The organism is Methylobacterium sp. P5_C11, from assembly GCF_054049775.1.
In genome coordinates this window covers 37,838-55,819 of record NZ_JBFULS010000033.1, presented here as the reverse complement: position 1 = coordinate 55,819, position 17,982 = coordinate 37,838, and the positions used below count along the sequence as shown (strand labels likewise).

At 69.5% G+C, this 17,982-nt stretch carries 16 protein-coding genes, 2 tRNA genes and 1 pseudogene; 12 read left to right on the top strand and 7 right to left on the bottom strand.

Features of this window, described 5'->3' with window-relative positions:
- The 3 genes and pseudogenes from ACXJKQ_RS17550 to ACXJKQ_RS17540 form a co-directional block, all read left to right on the top strand.
- Positions 1-213: pseudogene (locus ACXJKQ_RS17550) on the top strand (IS481 family transposase); the annotation flags it as partial.
- A 125-nt stretch (positions 214-338) separates the two neighbouring features.
- Complete coding sequence (locus tag ACXJKQ_RS17545; RefSeq protein ID WP_457107013.1) at positions 339-515, top strand: hypothetical protein; 177 nt, start codon at positions 339-341, stop codon at positions 513-515.
- Between the two features lie 146 nt (positions 516-661).
- On the top strand, positions 662-1,057 hold the full coding sequence (locus ACXJKQ_RS17540; RefSeq protein ID WP_457107012.1) for a response regulator: 396 nt from the start codon (positions 662-664) through the stop codon (positions 1,055-1,057).
- Between the two features lie 229 nt (positions 1,058-1,286).
- Here ACXJKQ_RS17540 and ACXJKQ_RS17535 read toward each other — a convergent pair whose 3' ends face one another.
- From ACXJKQ_RS17535 to aroA, 5 genes are all read right to left on the bottom strand, one after another.
- Complete coding sequence (locus ACXJKQ_RS17535; RefSeq protein WP_457107011.1) at positions 1,287-1,544, bottom strand: hypothetical protein; 258 nt, start codon at positions 1,542-1,544, stop codon at positions 1,287-1,289.
- A gap of 183 nt (positions 1,545-1,727) precedes the next feature.
- A complete protein-coding gene (locus ACXJKQ_RS17530) occupies positions 1,728-1,988 on the bottom strand; it encodes a hypothetical protein (protein ID WP_457107010.1) in 261 nt (86 codons plus the stop codon).
- A gap of 413 nt (positions 1,989-2,401) precedes the next feature.
- A tRNA-Lys gene (locus ACXJKQ_RS17525) sits at positions 2,402-2,477 on the bottom strand.
- Between the two features lie 93 nt (positions 2,478-2,570).
- Positions 2,571-3,209, bottom strand: a complete 639-nt coding sequence (cmk, locus tag ACXJKQ_RS17520; RefSeq protein WP_457107009.1) for a (d)CMP kinase — start codon at positions 3,207-3,209, stop codon at positions 2,571-2,573.
- Between the two features lie 5 nt (positions 3,210-3,214).
- A complete protein-coding gene (gene aroA, locus ACXJKQ_RS17515; RefSeq protein WP_457107008.1) occupies positions 3,215-4,564 on the bottom strand; it encodes a 3-phosphoshikimate 1-carboxyvinyltransferase in 1,350 nt (449 codons plus the stop codon).
- Between the two features lie 254 nt (positions 4,565-4,818).
- Between aroA and ACXJKQ_RS17510 the strand changes: the two genes are divergently transcribed.
- Positions 4,819-5,205: a TIGR02300 family protein gene (locus ACXJKQ_RS17510; protein WP_457107007.1), complete on the top strand. Its 387-nt coding sequence runs from the start codon at positions 4,819-4,821 to the stop codon at positions 5,203-5,205.
- Positions 5,206-5,356: 151 nt separating this feature from the next.
- Positions 5,357-5,432, top strand: a tRNA-Ala gene (locus tag ACXJKQ_RS17505).
- A gap of 113 nt (positions 5,433-5,545) precedes the next feature.
- On the opposite strand, the gene ACXJKQ_RS17500 is transcribed toward ACXJKQ_RS17505, so the two are convergent.
- Entirely contained in the window at positions 5,546-6,034 is a 489-nt protein-coding gene (locus tag ACXJKQ_RS17500) for an Lrp/AsnC family transcriptional regulator (RefSeq protein WP_457107006.1), read from the bottom strand.
- Positions 6,035-6,241: 207 nt separating this feature from the next.
- Between ACXJKQ_RS17500 and mdeB the strand changes: the two genes are divergently transcribed.
- From mdeB to ACXJKQ_RS17470, 6 genes are all read left to right on the top strand, one after another.
- The gene (gene mdeB / locus ACXJKQ_RS17495; RefSeq protein WP_457107005.1) at positions 6,242-8,917 is read left to right on the top strand and encodes an alpha-ketoglutarate dehydrogenase; all 2,676 of its coding nucleotides are present in this window, start codon (positions 6,242-6,244) and stop codon (positions 8,915-8,917) included.
- 71 nt (positions 8,918-8,988) lie between these two features.
- Positions 8,989-10,365 (top strand): 2-oxo acid dehydrogenase subunit E2, encoded by a 1,377-nt coding sequence (locus ACXJKQ_RS17490; RefSeq protein WP_457107004.1) that lies wholly within the window; start codon positions 8,989-8,991, stop codon positions 10,363-10,365.
- Positions 10,366-10,376: 11 nt separating this feature from the next.
- Positions 10,377-12,080, top strand: coding sequence for a dihydrolipoyl dehydrogenase (gene lpdA / locus ACXJKQ_RS17485; RefSeq protein ID WP_457107003.1), 1,704 nt, complete (start codon positions 10,377-10,379; stop codon positions 12,078-12,080).
- A gap of 180 nt (positions 12,081-12,260) precedes the next feature.
- Positions 12,261-13,010: a hypothetical protein gene (locus tag ACXJKQ_RS17480; protein WP_457107002.1), complete on the top strand. Its 750-nt coding sequence runs from the start codon at positions 12,261-12,263 to the stop codon at positions 13,008-13,010.
- 35 nt (positions 13,011-13,045) lie between these two features.
- Positions 13,046-13,456: a DUF2147 domain-containing protein gene (locus ACXJKQ_RS17475; RefSeq protein WP_457107001.1), complete on the top strand. Its 411-nt coding sequence runs from the start codon at positions 13,046-13,048 to the stop codon at positions 13,454-13,456.
- A 96-nt stretch (positions 13,457-13,552) separates the two neighbouring features.
- Entirely contained in the window at positions 13,553-13,714 is a 162-nt protein-coding gene (locus ACXJKQ_RS17470; RefSeq protein ID WP_457107000.1) for a hypothetical protein, read from the top strand.
- 87 nt (positions 13,715-13,801) lie between these two features.
- On the opposite strand, the gene alaS is transcribed toward ACXJKQ_RS17470, so the two are convergent.
- Positions 13,802-16,480, bottom strand: coding sequence for an alanine--tRNA ligase (gene alaS / locus ACXJKQ_RS17465; protein ID WP_457106999.1), 2,679 nt, complete (start codon positions 16,478-16,480; stop codon positions 13,802-13,804).
- 230 nt (positions 16,481-16,710) lie between these two features.
- Between alaS and ACXJKQ_RS17460 the strand changes: the two genes are divergently transcribed.
- Positions 16,711-17,877: a transglycosylase SLT domain-containing protein gene (locus tag ACXJKQ_RS17460; RefSeq protein ID WP_457106998.1), complete on the top strand. Its 1,167-nt coding sequence runs from the start codon at positions 16,711-16,713 to the stop codon at positions 17,875-17,877.
- The last annotated feature ends 105 nt before the right edge of the window (positions 17,878-17,982 follow it).

Here is a 17,982-nt window from a genome sequence, read left to right as displayed (position 1 = left end):
CTCAAGGACGCGACCGTCAAGCGCTACCACTACGACAGCCACGACCAACTGCGGGAACACCTCGCCGCTTTCCTGGATGCCTACAACTTCGCCCGGCGGCTCAAGACCCTACGCGGCCTCACGCCATACGAAGCGACCTGCCGAGCCTGGGCAGACGACCCAGGCCGGTTCAGATACGACCCAACCCATCTCACCTCGGGACTGAACACCTAGCGTGCGCTTGCGCCCTCTTGAAGAGGCAGCCGACCCGGCCATGCGGCATGTTCACCGATTGAGGTAGCGCCGGAACGCCAAGGGCAGCGCTATGCTTGATGCACTGCCAGGCATGGGAGGGTTCGATGAAGGTATTTCAGGTCCGCCAGGGTGCAACAGGCGCAATCCTCTGGACAGGTTCGGCCGCCGACCCGATTGCCGCCCTGGACGCCATGGCGCACGAAGCCGGCTACTACGATCACTCCGACATCCCAGACCACCTGCGAGCAGGCGGACTGCAAGCGGAAGAGGTCCGGGTTTAGGAGTTAGGCTCCGGTCCGGACCCCGTTGCGGAAGTCCGCATCTTGCGCACCACTCACTCCAAATGGATGTCGCCCGGTCACGCTTCTGGTTGAGACGGTATCAATCCGAGCGGCGTTGTAGGGCATCGTTCTCGTGGAGTGGCTCAATGGCTGACGCCTTCGCGCCGCGGCGTGCCGTGCTGATTGTCGAGGACGATCCCGTGCAGCTGATGGAAGCGGCTGCGGCGTTGAGGGATGCGGGGTACGAGGTCGTCGAGGCTCTGACCGTCGAGACCGCTCAGGCCCATCTGGCGTCCCGTTCCGAGCTTGTGGCCATGGTTGCGGACGTGGATCTCGCTGGCGAGCCCCTGAGTGGCTTCACGCTGGCCAAAGCCGTCGCGGCGCGCTGGCCCGAACTCGCTATCCTGATCGTGTCGGGAGTGGAGTGGCCGGGCGAGCAGCAGATGCCCATGGGAGCGCGATTCCTGCGCAAGCCGTTCGCGCTCGAAGGGCTTGCCGACGCCCTTCATACCCTGCTGACGGCGCGAGGGATCGGCTCGTGAACCGACCCCTCGCCACGGCCTAATCCGTGAGGACGGCGATGAGTGAGAACGATGTGGCGAGCACGAACGTGCCCGCCACGAGTGACGAGATCAGCAGCATGGGAAACCTTGAGAGTGCCGAATGGCTATGCTCCCCTAATGCCCGATAGTCCCGTCCAGTTGCGGTCCTGACGTGCATATCCGCCCAGCGCCCGGGACCCTTCTCGAACAAGACGGGGATGCAGGGCTGTCAATCAGCGCTGCTGTCCCCCGCGTCGGCGTCGCTAACGTCCAGCAGCCAATCGGGCACACCAGGGATCACCTCCCCCGCGACCTCACCGGCGGTCTTGAGGGCTCGGTCCACTTTGGCTTCCGTGAACTCACCCCGCACCTCGGCAAACAGCTCACGCGCCAATCGGTCGAGTTCCTCATCCGATAGTGTCTGGCCGTTCCGGTCTGGCTCATCCGTCATAGGCGCCCCCTTGCCGAGCACCGGCCGCTCGGCCACGCCCCGATCCGTTCACGGGGCGGGGGAGCGTCCGATCTCACCAGCGGTGGGCCGATACGCAACGTGGCCCATAACCATGGTGCCTGGGGCCGGTTAGGCGACCGTCACCCACGTCGGGCCGGAACTGTCCCAGGCTGGCGCTAAAGCGACCTGCCGTGAGGCCGAGGCAGCCCTTCTGCAGCGTCAGTCCACCCCGCATTCGAGCAGATAGCGCCGGCGCTGCTCGGAATTCTCCCGGGCTTCGTCTTGCCAGCTCGCCTCGGGCGGGTCTGGGTCGGCCTTCCCGGGTCGCTGGCCGGGCAAATACAGGCTGCGGGGGTCGCCGGATAACGCGCCTGTCGTCTCGGGGTCTTGGCTACAATCACGCGCCGGCTGCTCGGCCAGAGCAAGTGTGGATCCCGCACACACGACTATGGCCACGGCGAACGCGAGCAACTTTCTCATGGGGATCCTGATGGCCCAAGTCCGGCGCACGTATCGCGCCGCTGGTCGGGCCGGACGGCTTAATCGCGGCTTGCGAAAACGGCCACGGCTGCATCGGCACGGCAGACATGCGTGCTCAGGCCTGCGACGGATTTTCGATTCGGTCGGCCTCACAATGCGCTGCGGAGAACATCCCACAGCGGCCGAACGCATGCCTACCGACCAGTTGAGCGTCGGCTAGCCTGCGCGCTTAGATGCGATCTCGCTCGCCCCGATTGGCGACGCTCTCAACCGCGCGGGCTTCAATGGGCTGTGCGAGTGGAGGCGACAACAAGCTCCGAACCGTGAGCGTGCCGCTCCGGCGCAACCCGGGCTTCCCGCGGGGCAAAACCGGATTTGTTATACGCTCTAAAGTCCTGATTTTGCTGGTAAATTGGTGAGCGCGCTGGGACTCGAACCCAGGACCTACAGATTAAAAGTCCGTTGCTCTACCAGCTGAGCTACGCGCTCGCGTCCCGGGCCGCTCGCTGCGGCGCGTCCGAGACGGCGGGTCCGCAATAGGTGAGCGGGCTCGGGGGGTCAACATGACGGCGGGGACAACCCTCAGGCGGTGTCGCCACGGCTCCGCTCCACGATGCCGCGGGCCTCGTTGAAGGCGGCATCGGCGTCGAGTTCCGTCGTGTCGAGCCGGACCGCATCGTCGGCCATGCGCAGGGGAGCGGCACTCCGGGAGGCGTCCCGGGCATCGCGGGCCTCGATGTCGGCCAGGATCGCCGCGAAGGTCGCCGCCTCGCCGCGGCCGGCCAGCTCCCGGTGCCGGCGACGGGCGCGCTCCTCCGAGGACGCGGTGATGAACAGCTTCACCGGGGCATCGGGACAGACCACGGTGCCGATGTCGCGCCCGTCGAGGACGGCACCCTGCGGATCGGCGGCGAACCGGCGCTGCCATGCGAGCAGGCCGGCGCGGACGTCCGGGACCGCCGAGACGCGCGAGGCCGCCTCGCCCATCGCCCGCTCGCGCAGGCGTGGATCGTCGAGCCTGCCGGCGTCGAGGGCCTGGGCGGCCCGCGCCGCAGCCGCGCAATCCTCCAGCGACACCCCCGCATCGATCAGGGTCAGGGCGACGGCCCGGTAGAGCAGGCCGGTGTCCAGATGGGGCAGGCCGTAATGTTCGGCCAACCGCTTGGCCAGCGTGCCCTTGCCGGATGCGGCCGGGCCGTCGATCGCGATGAGGAGCGGCATGCGGATCACGCCCCGATCCGGCCGCCGAGGGCCTGCATGGTCGGAAGGAAACTCGGGAAGCTCGTGGCGATCATCGCACCGTCATCCACCGTGACCGGGTTCCGGGTGGCGAGCCCCATCACCAGGAACGCCATGGCGATGCGGTGATCGAGATGGGTCGCGACAGTCCCACCCCCCGGCGCCGCTGTGCCATCACCCTCGACGACCAAGTCGTCGCCCTCGACCGTGTGGCGGACACCGTTGGCGGCGAGCCCCGACGCCACGGCCGCGAGGCGGTCCGATTCCTTGACCCGCAGTTCGTGCAGACCGTTCATCCGGGTCCGGCCCTCCGCGAAGCTCGCCGCCACCGCCAGGACGGGATACTCGTCGATCATCGACGGCGCCCGCTCGGCCGGGACGTCGACGCCCGTGAGGCGGCTCGCGCGGACACGCAGGTCCGCGACGGTCTCGCCGCCCTCCTCCCGTTCGGCCAAGCGCTCGATCTGCGCGCCCATTTCCAGCAGCGTCGTGATCAGCCCGGTGCGCAGCGGGTTCATCATGACGCCTTCGATCACCACGTCGGAGCCGGGGACGATCAGCGCGGCCACCAGCGGGAAGGCCGCCGAGGACGGATCGGCCGGAACCACTACGTCGGTGCCGCGCAGCGTCGGCTGGCCGGTGAGCGCGATCCTGCGGCCGTGCCCGCCGGGTCCATGCGGCTCGACGCTGACCGCGGCGCCGAACAGGCGCAACATTCGCTCGGTGTGGTCGCGGGTCGCCGCCGTCTCGATCACCGTGGTGGTGCCGGGGGCGTTGAGACCGGCAAGCAGCACCGCGGACTTGATCTGCGCCGAGGCCGCCGGCGTTTCGTAGGTGATCGGGATCGCCTCCTTGAGGCCCCGCAGGGTCAGGGGAACCCGTCCACCCGGTGCCTCAGCGAGGACCTGCGTGCCCATTCGGGTGAGCGGGTCTAGGATGCGGCGCATCGGCCGCGAGCGCAGGGAGGCGTCGCCGTCGAAGGTCGCGGTCACCGGCTGGCCGCCGACCACCCCCATCATCAGACGGGAGCCGGTGCCGGCATTGCCGAAATCCAAAACCGCGGCCGGGTCGCTGAGACCACCGATGCCGACGCCTTGGACCCGCCAGCGCCCGGCGCCGAGGCGCTCGACCCCGGCACCGAGCGCCTTCGCGGCGGCGGCGGTGCGCAGGACGTCGTCGCCCTCGAGTAGGCCCTCGACCCGGGTTTCCCCCTGGCTGAGGAGGCCGAGGATCATCGCCCGGTGCGAGATCGACTTGTCGCCCGGCGGGCGCAGGCGCCCCCGCAGGGACGTGCCGGGCACGGCGGTGAGGGGCTCGGGACTCGAATCGTGCGACACGGGGCGTCCGTTCGGGCTCTTGCGGGTTGGCCTGGATCCGGCGCGCCGGGCGGCTATGCCGCGGCGTTGCAATCGGACGGTGAAATCGCCGCGCGGTTAACACGGGCACCGATCGGCGTCATCCGTTCGATCTCACGGACGCCCGCGGACCACACCGCCGCGCAGCGCCTCGCACCGGCTCGATTGACAGGGGCGGCCACCCCGACTAACGGGGCCGCTCCCCCGAGACAGTACTGACGACGAGGTGTCCGCCCGTGGCCCGACCGGAACTTGGCTTGAAGCGCCAGTGCATGAGCTGCGGCGCGAAGTTCTACGACCTTGCCCGCGACCCCGCCGTCTGCCCGAAATGCGGGGCGGTCTATCAGGCGGTGGCCACCTCCAGTCGCGCAGCGCCACCGGCGCTGTCGCGGGCGCCGGTGAACACCGATGACGAGGACGAGACGGACGAGAAGGGTCCGGAGATGGTCTCCCTCGACGAGGTGGAAGCCRCTGAGGACGAGGCGGACCCGACGCCCGAGGACGAGTCGGTCGAGGACGGAGATTCCACCGAGGACGATACCTTCCTCGAGGAGGAAGATGCCGGCGACGACGATGTCTCGGACCTGATCGACGGCGACATCGAGAACGACGAAGAGAGTTGAGGCGGCTCCGGCCGCCTCCCCCGACGAAACCCCGAACATCGCGAAAAAAAGGGGTTGAGTCCGCGGCGCGAGCCGCCTATAGAACCGGCCTCGCCGGACGCAAGTCGGACCGGCGAGACCCCCGCGGGACCCAAACCGCGGTGGACATAGTGGGGCCTTAGCTCAGCTGGGAGAGCGCTTCCATGGCATGGAAGAGGTCATCGGTTCGATCCCGTTAGGCTCCACCATTTTTATCTCGGCGCGATGCGGCTATGCAGGCCTTCCGCGCTTGAGTTCGAAGACGCGAACCCTCAAACTTGCCCGATCCATGCGAACCGAATCCGGTAAGCGCGTGGATCCCTTAGCGACTGAGGTGCGCGAGGGGTAGCGCGGTCGTGTACTTCACCTGCCCCAGCGCGAAGCTTGAGCGGATGTTGGCCACCCCGGGGATGCGCGTGAGGTGGTCGAGGACGAGCTTCTGGTACTGGCCGAGATCTTCCACCACGACGCGCAGCATGTAGTCGGCCTCGCCGCTCATCAGATAGCACTCCATCACCTCCGGGCGGCTGCGCACGGCCTCGTCGAAAGCGCGAAGCGCGACCTGTGTCTGCTTCTCCAGCGAAACGTGGACGAACACGTTCACTGCGAGCCCCACGCTGAGGGGATCGACCACCGCGACGCAGCCCCGGATGATGCCGGCCTCCTTCAGGTCGTTGACGCGACGCCAGCACGGTGAGGTGGACAGACCCACCCGCTCCGCGAGCTCCGCGATGCTGATCTCGCTGTCCTGTTGCAGGCATTCGAGGATGCGCAGGCTAGCGGCATCGAGCTGGGTTTGGCGCACGGGCATTGGCCGACCTCCGGGTCTGCGCTGGCCGCGTCCGGCGCCGATCGCGGCATCAGGAGAGGCCTCGGAGGGCGTCGAGCGGCATGATTTGCCTCCTACAACCCATTATGCGGATGATCAATCCGACAAATCGCGTCACAGAGCAAATGTCCGGCATGTCCCGCCGCTCTGATAGCCGTATCATCCGGATCAAACAGGGAGGCCGCGCCGATGAATGCCATACCGCCGAAAGCCACCATCGCGCGGTCCGCTGAGGTCGACCATGATCCGGCGGAAACCCAGGACTGGCTCGCGGCGCTGGAATCCCTGTTCCGCACCGAGGGCGCTGCCCGGGCGCGCTTCATCCTCGACCGTCTTGAGCGCCGCTCGAAGGAGATCGGCATCCTCGACGAGGCCCTGCCCTACTCGCCCTATCGGAACACGATCGCGCTGGAGAAGCAGCCGCGCTACCCGGGCGATCTCGACATCGAGGAACGCCTGACCTCGATCATGCGCTGGAACGCGCTGGCCATGGTGGTGCGCGCCAACATGGCCTACGGCGAACTCGGCGGCCACGTGGCGAGCTACGCCTCGGCGGCGGAACTGTTCGAGGTCGGGTTCAACCATTTCTTCAAGGGCGGCGCGGACGGCGACCTCGTCTATTTCCAGCCGCACTCGGCGCCCGGCGTCTATGCCCGGGCCTTCCTGGAAGGGCGCCTCTCCGAGGAGCAGCTGAAACACTATCGCCAGGAGATCGCCGGCGACGGCCTCTGCTCCTATCCGCACCCCTGGCTGATGCCGGATTTCTGGCAGGTCCCGACCGGATCCATGGGCATCGGTCCGATCCACGCGGTCTATCAGGCGCGCTTCATGCGCTACCTCGCCGATCGCGGCCTCGCCGACACCGGCGGCCGGCACGTCTGGGGCGTGTTCGGCGACGGCGAGATGGACGAGCCGGAATCGATCGGCGGCCTCGCCCTCGCGGCCCGCGAGACCCTCGATAACCTCACCTTCGTCATCAACTGCAACCTGCAGCGGCTGGACGGGCCGGTGCGCGGCAACGGCCAGATCATCCAGGAGCTGGAGAGCCTGTTCCGGGGCGCGGGCTGGAACGTCATCAAGGTGCTGTGGGGCTCGGAGTGGGACGGGATCTTCGCCCGCGACACCAACCATGCCCTGCTGCGCCGCTTCGCCGACACCGTCGACGGCAAGTACCAGACGCTGGGCGCCAAGGACGGTGCCTACAACCTTGCGCACTTCTTCGGCGAGGATCCGGAGGTGCGCGAGCTCGTCGCCCACATGTCGGACGCCGACGTGGATCGCCTCAAGCGCGGCGGCCACGATTTCCGCAAGCTCTACGCCGCCTTCGCGGCCGCCAAGGCCACCAAGGGCCGCCCGACCGTGATCCTGGCCAAGACCAAAAAGGGCTACGGCATGGGCGGCGCGGGCGAGTCGCGCATGACCGCCCACCAGGCCAAGAAGCTCGACGTGGACGCGCTCCGCGCCTTCCGCGACCGGTTCGCCCTGCCGCTGTCGGATGCCCAGGTCGAGGGCTTGGCCTTCTACAAGCCGGCCGAGGACGGGGCCGAGATGCGCTACCTGCGCGAACGCCGCGAGATGCTCGGCGGCGTGCTTCCGGCCCGCCGCCGCACCGCGCCGACCGTCACGGTGCCGGCGCTCTCGACCTATGCTGGGTTCGCTTTGGAGGCGGGCGGCAAGGAGATGTCGACCACCACCGCGGTGGTGCGCCTGTTCGGCAATCTCCTGAAGCACAAGGATCTGGGACCGCGCATCGTCCCGATCGTCGCTGACGAGGCCCGGACCTTCGGCATGGCCAACCTGTTCCGGCAGGTTGGGATCTATGCGCCGCAGGGGCAGCTCTACGAGCCGGAGGATGCCGGTTCGATGCTCTACTACCGCGAGGCGCGGGACGGGCAGCTCTTGGAAGAGGGCATCACCGAGGCCGGGGCGATCTCGTCCTGGACGGCGGCGGCCACGTCCTACAGCGTCCACGGCCTGTCGATGCTGCCGTTCTACATCTACTACTCGATGTTCGGCTTCCAGCGGGTCGGCGACCTGATCTGGGCGGCGGCGGACCAGCGCGCCCGAGGCTTCCTGATCGGCGCCACTGCGGGTCGCACGACCCTCGGGGGCGAGGGCCTGCAGCACCAGGACGGGTCGAGCCACATGCAGGCGGCCGCGATCCCGAACTGCCGGGCCTACGATCCGGCCTTCGCGTACGAGATGGCGGTGATCGTCGACCGGGGCGCCCGGGCGATGATGGAGGAGGACCAGGACGCCTTCTACTACCTCACCGCGATGAACGAGAACTACGCGCAGCCTTCCATGCCGCAGGGGGCGGAAGCCGGCATCCTGAAGGGCATGTATCGCCTGTCCGGGCCGGAGGGCGGAGCGGGAGCCGTGCGGCTCCTCGGGTCCGGCGCGATCCTGCCGGAGGTGATCGCGGCGGCGAAGTTGCTGAGGCAGGACTGGGGCGTCGCGGCCGAGGTGTTCAGCGTGACGAGCTTCAGCGAGCTGGCCCGCGACGCCCGCGAGGCCGAGCGGCAGGCGATGCTCAACCCGGAGGCCGAGGCGCCGGTGAGCCACGTGGCGGCGCTGCTGCCGGGCGCGGCCCCGATCGTGGCGGCGAGCGACTACGTCAGGGCCTATCCGCAACTGATCGCCTCCTATGTCGGCGCCCGCTTCGTCGCCCTCGGCACCGACGGGTTCGGGCGCAGCGACACCCGCAACGCGCTCCGCCGATTCTTCGAGGTCGACCGGCAGCACGTGGTCATCGCCGCCCTGCACGCCCTGGCCGAGACCGGATCGGTGCCGCGCGCCACCGTGGCCGAGGCGATCCGCCGATACGGCATCGCGGCGGACGCGCCGGCGCCCTGGACCGTCTGAGGCTCGGCGCGTGCCGATCGGCGCTTTTCCATCCCACCCTCCGAACGCCCGACCTACGGAAATCCGCCCGCATGAGCGCCGCGCTGCAGATCGCCCTGCCGGATATCGGCGACTACCGGGACGTGCCGGTCATCGAGCTTCTGGTGAAGCCGGGCGACCGCCTCGCGGTGGACGACCTGATCCTCAGCATCGAATCCGACAAGGCCACCATGGAGGTCCCCTCCCCGGTCGCGGGGATCGTGCGCGAGCTGCTGGTCTCGGTCGGCACGAAGGTGTCCGAAGGGACGCCGATCCTCACGGTAGAGCCGGCGGAGGGCGGCGGAACTGCACCGACGCCGGACGCAGCACCCGCAGCCGCGGCCTCGTCGACCTCCGAGCGGAGCGCGGTTCCCCTCTCCCGTGCGGGAGAGGGACAGGGTGAGGGATCAGGGTCTTCCGGAGAGGGCACATCCCTCACCCCAACCCTCTCCCGCACGGTAGAGGGAGTTCGCCCCACCCTGCCGAACTCGACAAACTCCGATCCGATCCAGGCAGCACGGGGCGAGGTGCATGCCAGCCCGTCTGTCCGCCAGCTCGCCCGCGAACTCGGCGTTGGGCTGGAGCGTATCGCCGCCACCGGACCGAAGGGGCGGATCCTGCGCGAGGACGTGCACGCCTTCGTCAAGGCGGCCCTGGGCGCGCCGGCCCCGGCGCCCGTCGCCGCCTCCGGGATCGGCGCTGGCCTGCCGCCCTGGCCGGAGGTGGATTTCGCGAAATACGGCCCGGTCCGGCGCGAGCCGCTCTCGCGCATCCAGAGCCTGTCGGGGGCCAACCTCAGTCGCAACTGGCTGACGATCCCCCACGTCACCAACTTCGACCGGGCCGACGTCACCGAGATCGAATCGTTTCGCGTCGGGCTCAACAAGGAGACGCGCACACCGCCCGCGAGGGTCACGATGGTGGCGTTCCTGATCAAGGCCGCGGCCTCGGCGCTGCGCGCCTATCCGCGGTTCAACGCCTCCCTCGCGGGGGGCGATCTCGTCCTCAAGGACTATGTCCATGTCGGCTTCGCCGTGGACACGCCGAAGGGCCTGATGGTCCCGGTGGTGCGCGATTGCGACCGCAAGGGCCTCATCGAGATCGCCACCGAAATGGCCGCCCTGGCCGAGAAGGCGCGGGCCGGGACCCTCCCGGGCTCCGACATGCAGGGCGGCTGCTTCTCGGTGTCGTCACTGGGCGGCATCGGCGGCGACGGTTTCACGCCGATCATCAACGCGCCGGAGGTCGCCATCCTCGGCGCGACGCGCTCGCGCATGGAGCCGGTCTGGGACGGCACGGCATTCCAGCYGCGTCTCATCCTGCCCCTGAGTCTGTCGTGGGACCACCGCGTGGTGGACGGTGTCGCCGCCGCCCGCTTCCTCGGTCACGTGGCGTCGGTCCTCTCGGACCTGCGCCGCGCCCTCCTTTAACGGTCCGCGCCATGACAGACACCCTCGACATCCGCGTCCCGGACCTCGGGGATTACGCCGACGTCCCCGTCATCGAGATCCCGGTCGCCCCCGGCCAGCCGGTCGCCAAGGACCAGACCCTGCTGGTGGTCGAATCCGACAAGGCGACCCTGGATATCCCGTCCCCGGCGGCCGGGCGCCTCGTCGAGATGCTGGTCGGCCTCGGCGACACCGTCTCGGCCGGCACCCTCGTCGCGCGGCTGGCCGTCGAGTCGCCGGGTGCGCGGGCGGAAGCCGCACCGGCGCCGACACCGACGCCACGGAGCACCGACGCCGACGCGGCCTGCGACGTGCTCGTGATAGGCGGCGGTCCCGGCGGCTATTCTGCGGCCTTTCGGGCGGCCGATCTCGGGCAACGGGTCACGCTGGTGGAGCGCGACGCGACTCTGGGCGGGGTCTGCCTCAACGTCGGCTGCATCCCGTCGAAGGCGCTGCTCCACGTAGCGGCCGTAACCGAGGAGGCTGTACGGCTCGCCGCGCACGGGATCACCTTCGGCCCTCCGACCGTCGATCTGGAGCGGCTGCGGTCGTTCAAGGCCGGAACCATCCGCCGCCTGACCGACGGGCTCGCCCAGATGGCGCGCCAGCGCAAGGTCGAGGTTCTGCGCGGCACCGCGCGCTTTGACGGACCCGAAACGGCCTCGGTGGCGCTCCACGATGGCGGCACGCGCACCATCGCCTTCGCGAGCGCCATCGTGGCCGCGGGATCGTCGCCGGTGGCGCTGCCGATGCTGCCGGAGCACCCGCGCATCGTGAACTCGACGGGGGCGCTGGAACTGCCATTCGTCCCGCGCCGGATGCTGGTGATCGGCGGCGGCATCATCGGCCTGGAGATGGCGACGGTCTACAGCGCGCTGGGCGCCCGGGTCGACGTGATCGAACGGCTGCCGAACCTGCTGGAGGGCGTCGACCGGGATCTTGTGGCGGTCTGGACGAAGCGTAACGGGCACCGCTTCGACCGCGTCCTGACCGGCACCGAGGTCGTGGCCGCCCGAGCCACCCCGGACGGCATCGCCGTCACCGTGGCGGCCGAGGCGGAGCCGCAGATCTACGACCTCGTGCTCCAGGCGGCGGGTCGACGCCCGAACGGTAACGTCCTCGGCCTCGATGCCGCCGGCGTCTCGGTGGAGCGGGGCTTCGTGCCGGTGGATGGGCAGATGCGCACGAACGTTCCGCACATCTTCGCCATCGGCGACATCGTCGGACAACCGATGCTGGCCCACAAGGCGGTGCACCAGGGTCATGTCGCCGCCGAGGTGGCCGCCGGCCACAAGGCCGGCTTCGACGCCGCGGTGATCCCGTCGGTCGCCTATACCGATCCGGAGATCGCCTGGGTCGGCATCACCGAGACGGCCGCCAAGGCGGCGGGCCAGGCCGTCGAGGTGGCGCGATTTCCCTGGGCGGCATCGGGCCGGGCCATCGCCAACGGCGCCGATTACGGCCTGACCAAGCTGCTGTTTGACGCTAGGACGAAGCGCATCGTCGGCGGCGCCATCGTCGGGCCGAGCGCGGGCGACATGATCGGAGAGGTCGCGCTCGCGATCGAGATGGGGGCCGATGCCACCGATATCGGCCGCACGATCCATCCCCACCCGACCTTGGGCGAGACCATCGGGCTGGCCGCCGAGGCCGGCCTCGGCCTCTGCACCGATCTGCCCCCGGTGGCGCGGCGCTGACGGGCTTCCGTCGAAGGCTCCCGCGAACGGCGCGGCTCGACGGAGCGACGATTCTTATATAGATCCTGCCTGACGCGACCGGGTCGGCAGGATTCGCCCTGGTCATGGYGTTCTGCCGGGCCTCGACGCTTCGGCATGCGGCGACAATCTGGTGTTTCATCTGGGAGAACGACCCCCGAGATGCTCTGGCGCACCGGAAAGTCTTGCTGCGATGGCATTTTCACTTCGCTATTGCTGGTTTGGAGATGGGCGACGCCGTCGTGCGACGTGTCTCACCCCGCCGGATCGGCCGACGGGCGATGGCCGCGCTGCCTGGCCGTGCTTGGACTGGGACTGGTGCCGGTGATCGCGCCTCCGAGCTGGGCGCTCGATTCATCGGCGCCGGCGGAGCCGGCCGATCTGCGCGTCCTCCAGGACAATCCGCAGGCGATGATCGCGGCGCTGCGGAGCCGCATACTGGCCGCGCACAGCGCGACGCTCGCGCTCGAAGGTTGGTGCGCCGACTACAAGTTGGCCGGGGAGCCCCGTCTCGTCGCGGAGCGCATACCCATCGTCGACAAGCCTCTGACCCCGGCGCAGCGCGCGCGCCTGGCGATCGGACCGGACGAACCGGTGCGCTATCGCCGGGTCCGCCTCGCCTGCGGGGACCGGGTCCTGTCGGAGGCCGACAACTGGTATGTGCCGGCCCGCCTCACGCCGGAGATGAACGCGACCCTGGACGGCACCCGCACCCCGTTCGGCCGGGTCGTGCGCCCGCTGGCCCCGGTGCGCAGCACCATCGACGTGCGCGCGCCGGTCCAGCAGGCGGATCCGGGTCCCAACGACCCGCTCTTCGAGGTCGATGCGGTGCTCTCGACAGGCGCCGGCCAACCCTTCTGCGAGGTGATCGAGACATACCTGGGCGGCGCGCTGCCCCGGGCCTCGCGGTAAGACCACGTTCGGATGCTGAGTGAGGAGGAACAGGGATGGGTTCGAGGCTGCGTCGCACGATGTTGGCACTGCTCGCGACGGGCACGGCCTGCGGCCCGGCTCTGGGGGCCGATCCGGCCGGGCTCTGGCTGACGGAGACCGGAAGCTCCCGCGTCCGCGTCATCCCCTGCGGGGGCGGCTTCTGCGGTACGATCGTGAGTGCGCCCGGAAAGGGGCTCGACGCCAAGAATCCGGATCCGGCGCTGCGCAGCCGCAGCGTCGTGGGCGTGCAGATCCTCGACGCACGCCAGCCCGACGGCGGCGGCTTCTCGGGCTCCCTCTACAACCCGAATGACGGCAAGACCTATTCCGGGTCCCTGAAGCTCACGGGTCCCAACGCGCTCGAGGTCTCAGGGTGCGTGATGAGCGTCTTCTGCAAGCGGCAGACCTGGACGCGCGTGCACTGACGGGTCGAACGCCGCCTCGCTCTTGCCACCATCGCGCCGGCCGCTGCGCAGGGCGTCAAGAGGCCGGTCGCTCCGGCGCCGGCCGCGGCGGGTGTGATGAGCCAGCGGGGCGACACCACCGGCAACGATGCCGCGGTCACCGACGCGCCGACCGGCCGGGCGGCCGATACGACCTCCGACAATTCGGCCGCCGCCGGCAACGCCAACCAGCCGTCACGGGTGGCCCCACAGGGCGGCGGGGGCGGCGGCAAAACGTGAAGCCGGGCGCGACGGGACCTCACCGGTCCCGTCGGTCACCATCGGGCCGCACCGGAGAGGATGCGGCCGTCCGCTTCGCGGGGTGACTTAGGCGGCGTCGGTCAGAGCCTGGGCGATGGCATCGAGGGCAGCCTCGGCTCCGGCGCCGTTCGGGCCACCGGCCTGGGCCATGTCGCGGCGGCCGCCGCCGCCCTTGCCCCCGAGCGCGCCGGCACCGGCCCGGACCAGCCCGACGGCGTCGTAGCGACCGGTCAGGTCGTCGGTCACGCCCACGACGAGGCCCGCCTTGCCGTCCGGCGCCACGCCGACCACCGCCACGATACCGGAACCCAGGCGCTTCTTCTCCTCGTCGACGATCGGCTTGAGGTCGCGCATGTCGAGCCCCTCGATCACCGAGCGTCGGAACGCCACTCCCCCGACCTCGATCTGCTGAGCCCCGGAACCCGGGCCGCCCTCACCGCCCATGGCGAGCTTGCGGCGCGTCTCAGCCAGCTCGCGCTCCAGGCGCCGCCGATCCTCCATCAGCGCCGTGAGCCTGTCGGGCGCCTCCGAGACAGGCGCCTTGAGGATGCCGGCCAGCGCCGCCAGGGTGCGGGCCTCCTCGGCGCGGTGGCGGCGGGCCGCGTCGGCCGTCAGCGCCTCGATCCGGCGGACACCCGCGCCGACGGCGCTCTCTCCCACGACGGTGATCGCGCCGATATCGCCGGTCCGCGCGGCGTGAGTGCCGCCGCAGAGTTCCACCGAGAAGTTCTTTGGCCGCCCCTGTCCGGTGTTGGACCCGACCGGCAGGCCCATCGAGACCACCCGGACCTCGTCGCCGTACTTCTCGCCGAAGAGCGCCCGGGCGCCGGACGCGATGGCATCGTCAACCGCCATCAGCTTGGTCACCACGGGTGCGTTCTGCAGCAGCACCGCGTTGGCGATATCCTCGACCCGGGCGAGTTCGTCGGCCTCGATCGGCTTCGGATGGCTGATGTCGAAGCGCAGGCGGTCCGGGCTCACCAGCGAACCCTTCTGGGCGACGTGGTCGCCCAGAACCTGCCGCAGGGCCTCGTGCAGGAGGTGGGTTGCGGAGTGGTTCGCCCGGATCGCCCGGCGACGGGCGTGGTCGACCCTCAGCTCCACGGGCTGTTCGAGACTCAAGCGCCCCTCTTCCACGGTGACGTGGTGGACGAACAGGTCGCCGAGCTTCTTCTGGGTGTCGGTCACCCGCGCCCGAACGCCCGGCGCGAGGATGAGTCCGGCATCGCCGACCTGTCCGCCCGACTCGGCGTAGAACGGCGTCTGGTTGACCAGGATCAGTCCGGTCTGGCCAGCGTCCAGGCCGTTGACCTCGGCGCCGTCATGCAGGAGCGCCGTGACGATCCCCTCGGCGGTCTCGGTCTCGTAGCCCAGGAACTCGGTGGCGCCGACGCGCTCGCGCAAACCGAACCACACCGTCTCGGTGGCCGCGTCGCCGGAGCCCTTCCAGGCCTCGCGGGCGGCCTGCTTCTGGCGCTGCATCGCCGCCGCGAAAGCGTCCGTATCGACGCCGATTCCCCGGGCCTTGAGGGCGTCCTGGGTCAGGTCGAGGGGGAAGCCGTAGGTGTCGTAGAGCGTGAACGCGGTCTCGCCGGAGAGCTTGTCGCCCGCCTGAAGGTCGCGGCTCTCGGAGTCGAGGATCGACAGGCCGCGCTCGAGGGTTCGCCGGAACCGGGTCTCCTCCAGCTTCAGGGTCTCGCCGATCAGGCTCTCGGCCCGCATCAGTTCCGGATAGGCCTGCCCCATCTCGCGCACGAGCGTCGGCACGAGGCGGTACATCGTGGGCTCCCGCGCGCCCAGGATCTCGGCATGACGCATGGCGCGGCGCATGATCCGGCGCAGCACGTAGCCGCGACCCTCGTTGCCCGGCAGCACGCCGTCCGCCACCAGGAACGACGCGGCGCGCAGGTGATCGGCGATCACCCGGTAGGAGGCCATGGTGGCGGGCTCCGGCGCCCGCGAGACGGCGTGCGCCACCGCATCGATCAGGGCGCGGAACAGATCGGTGTCATAGTTCGAATGGACACCCTGGAGGATCGCCGCCATGCGCTCCAGGCCCATGCCGGTGTCGATCGACGGCCGCGGCAGCGGGTTGCGGGCACCCGGCTCCAGCTGCTCGTACTGCATGAACACGAGGTTCCAGAATTCCAGGAACCGGTCGCCGTCCTCGTCGGGAGAGCCCGGCGGGCCGCCCTGGAGCGCCGGTCCCTGGTCGATGAAGATCTCCGAGCAGGGGCCGCAGGGGCCGGTATCGCCCATCTGCCAGAAATTGTCGGAGTTCCCGATCCGGATGATCTTCTCTTCGGGAAGCCCGGCGATCTTCTTCCACAGGGCCGCGGCCTCGTCGTCGTCGGCGTAGACGGTGACAAGGAGCTTGTCGGCCTTCAGGCCGAATTCCTTGGTGATCAGCGTCCAAGCCAGCTCGATGGCGCGATCCTTGAAGTAGTCGCCGAACGAGAAGTTGCCGAGCATCTCGAAGAACGTGTGGTGGCGCGCCGTGTACCCGACATTGTCAAGGTCGTTGTGCTTGCCGCCGGCCCGCACGCATTTCTGCGCGGTCGTCGCCCGGTCGTAGGCGCGCTTCTCGACGCCGGTGAAGACGTTCTTGAACTGCACCATGCCGGCGTTCGTGAACATCAGCGTCGGGTCGTTCTTCGGCACGAGGCTCGAGGAGGGCACGACCTCGTGCCCCGCCTTGGCGAAGTAGTCGAGGAAGGTCGACCGGATCTCGTTGACGCCGCTCATCGGGGCTGACTCTGGCAGGACACACGGGGACTGGGCGGCCGCGCGTCGTCTGCGTGGCACCCGCATGGCGCCCTCTTAAGGAGGGATGCCGCGCGAGTCACGGGCGCCCTGCCCCGAAATCTCCCCGGGACGCCGCAGCTCGGCCACGAGCGCGGCCGTGTTGTCGCCACATCTGTCAAGCGATGATCGATCCGTGGCGCCATCAGGGCGTGTGGAGAGTCGGGATAACGATGCAAGGCCGTACGGTCGGATCGCAGAGGACCATCACCGGCAAGCAGGGCCAGTTCGGCTCCGGCCGTGCCGACGTGATCGCCGCACAGCCCATGCTGGGCCGTGCCCACGGCAGTCGCCCTGCGCTGTTCCGCTCGCTGCTCACCATGTCGCTCATCGCAGGCGGTCTCAGCGCGGCCCTGATCGGATCGGGCGTGGACCTCGGCAAGGTGGGCCTGTCGCCGGCCGTGTCCACCGCGGAAGCGGCCACCGAACCGGCGATGCCCCGGCCGCGCATCCACACCGTCGCCCTCACAACGGATCTCGCGCAGACGCCGCTGCGCGCCTCCGCCAGCTTCGCCGCCGTGCACGATCTCGACACCGACATCGGCTCCAACACGGTCGACCGCGTGTCGTACGACTTCCTGCTCTCGGAGAGCGCCGCCGGCGACCCGAACGACATCCTGGAATTCGGCCCGATGAAGATCCGGCGCCACCTCGTGCAGACGATCGTGCGGGCCGCCCAGACTGTCCAGACCGATCCGGTGCTGCTGATGGCCGTGGCCGACAAGGAATCGAGCTTCGTCACCGCGGTCCAGGCCAAGACCTCTTCGGCCACCGGCCTCTACCAGTTCATCGAGCGGACATGGCTCGGCGTGATCCGCGATTTCGGATCCAAGTACGGGCTGGAGAAGGAGGCCGCGCTGATCACGGCCGATGGCAACGACCGGCCGATCATCGCCGATCCGGCCGAGCGCATCCGGGTGCTGGAGCTGCGCCGCGACCCCTACCTGTCGGCTTTGATGGCCGGCGAGATGCTGAAGCGCGACGCCGCGCGCATCGCCCTGCGGATCGGCCGCGAGCTGACCCTCGGCGAGGTCTATCTGGCGCACTTCCTCGGACCTGATGATGCCGGGGAGTTTCTCGCCAACGTCGTCAACAAGCCGGCCGCCGCCGCAGCCGCCCTCCTCCCGGGTCCCGCCCGGGCCAACCGCTCGATCTTCTTCGCCGCCGGGCGCTTCGTCGGCCGCGGCCGCCACCGCAAGCCGCTGAGCCTGTCCGTCGCCCAGGTCCACGAGAAGTTCGAGGCAATGATGAGCACGCGCGGGACACGCTACCAGAACGTCCGCGCGGTCTCCGGGATCATGGCCTACGCGGATGCCGATTCCGGCCTCGCCACGCAGTAACGGCTCAGTGAGGGCCGGTGGGATTCCGGACGCCTCGCGCAACCAGCGGCGGATTGCCGACTTTCCTCCTCAAGCGCCGCGTCCTCGGCCGGCGTGACACTCGAC

What these genes read in the sequence shown, in the direction of transcription:
- ACXJKQ_RS17470 (WP_457107000.1), top strand. Translation starts at nt 13,553, where the DNA reads ATGAGCCAGCGGGGCGACACCACCGGCAACGATGCCGCGGTCACCGAC.
- ACXJKQ_RS17545 (WP_457107013.1), top strand. Translation starts at nt 339, where the DNA reads ATGAAGGTATTTCAGGTCCGCCAGGGTGCAACAGGCGCAATCCTCTGG.
- ACXJKQ_RS17530 (WP_457107010.1), bottom strand. Translation starts at nt 1,988, where the DNA reads ATGAGAAAGTTGCTCGCGTTCGCCGTGGCCATAGTCGTGTGTGCGGGA.
- ACXJKQ_RS17480 (WP_457107002.1), top strand. Translation starts at nt 12,261, where the DNA reads ATGCTCTGGCGCACCGGAAAGTCTTGCTGCGATGGCATTTTCACTTCG.
- ACXJKQ_RS17475 (WP_457107001.1), top strand. Translation starts at nt 13,046, where the DNA reads ATGGGTTCGAGGCTGCGTCGCACGATGTTGGCACTGCTCGCGACGGGC.
- alaS (WP_457106999.1), bottom strand. Translation starts at nt 16,480, where the DNA reads ATGAGCGGCGTCAACGAGATCCGGTCGACCTTCCTCGACTACTTCGCC.
- ACXJKQ_RS17540 (WP_457107012.1), top strand. Translation starts at nt 662, where the DNA reads ATGGCTGACGCCTTCGCGCCGCGGCGTGCCGTGCTGATTGTCGAGGAC.
- cmk (WP_457107009.1), bottom strand. Translation starts at nt 3,209, where the DNA reads ATGCCGCTCCTCATCGCGATCGACGGCCCGGCCGCATCCGGCAAGGGC.
- lpdA (WP_457107003.1), top strand. Translation starts at nt 10,377, where the DNA reads ATGACAGACACCCTCGACATCCGCGTCCCGGACCTCGGGGATTACGCC.
- ACXJKQ_RS17460 (WP_457106998.1), top strand. Translation starts at nt 16,711, where the DNA reads ATGCAAGGCCGTACGGTCGGATCGCAGAGGACCATCACCGGCAAGCAG.
- mdeB (WP_457107005.1), top strand. Translation starts at nt 6,242, where the DNA reads ATGAATGCCATACCGCCGAAAGCCACCATCGCGCGGTCCGCTGAGGTC.
- ACXJKQ_RS17500 (WP_457107006.1), bottom strand. Translation starts at nt 6,034, where the DNA reads ATGCCCGTGCGCCAAACCCAGCTCGATGCCGCTAGCCTGCGCATCCTC.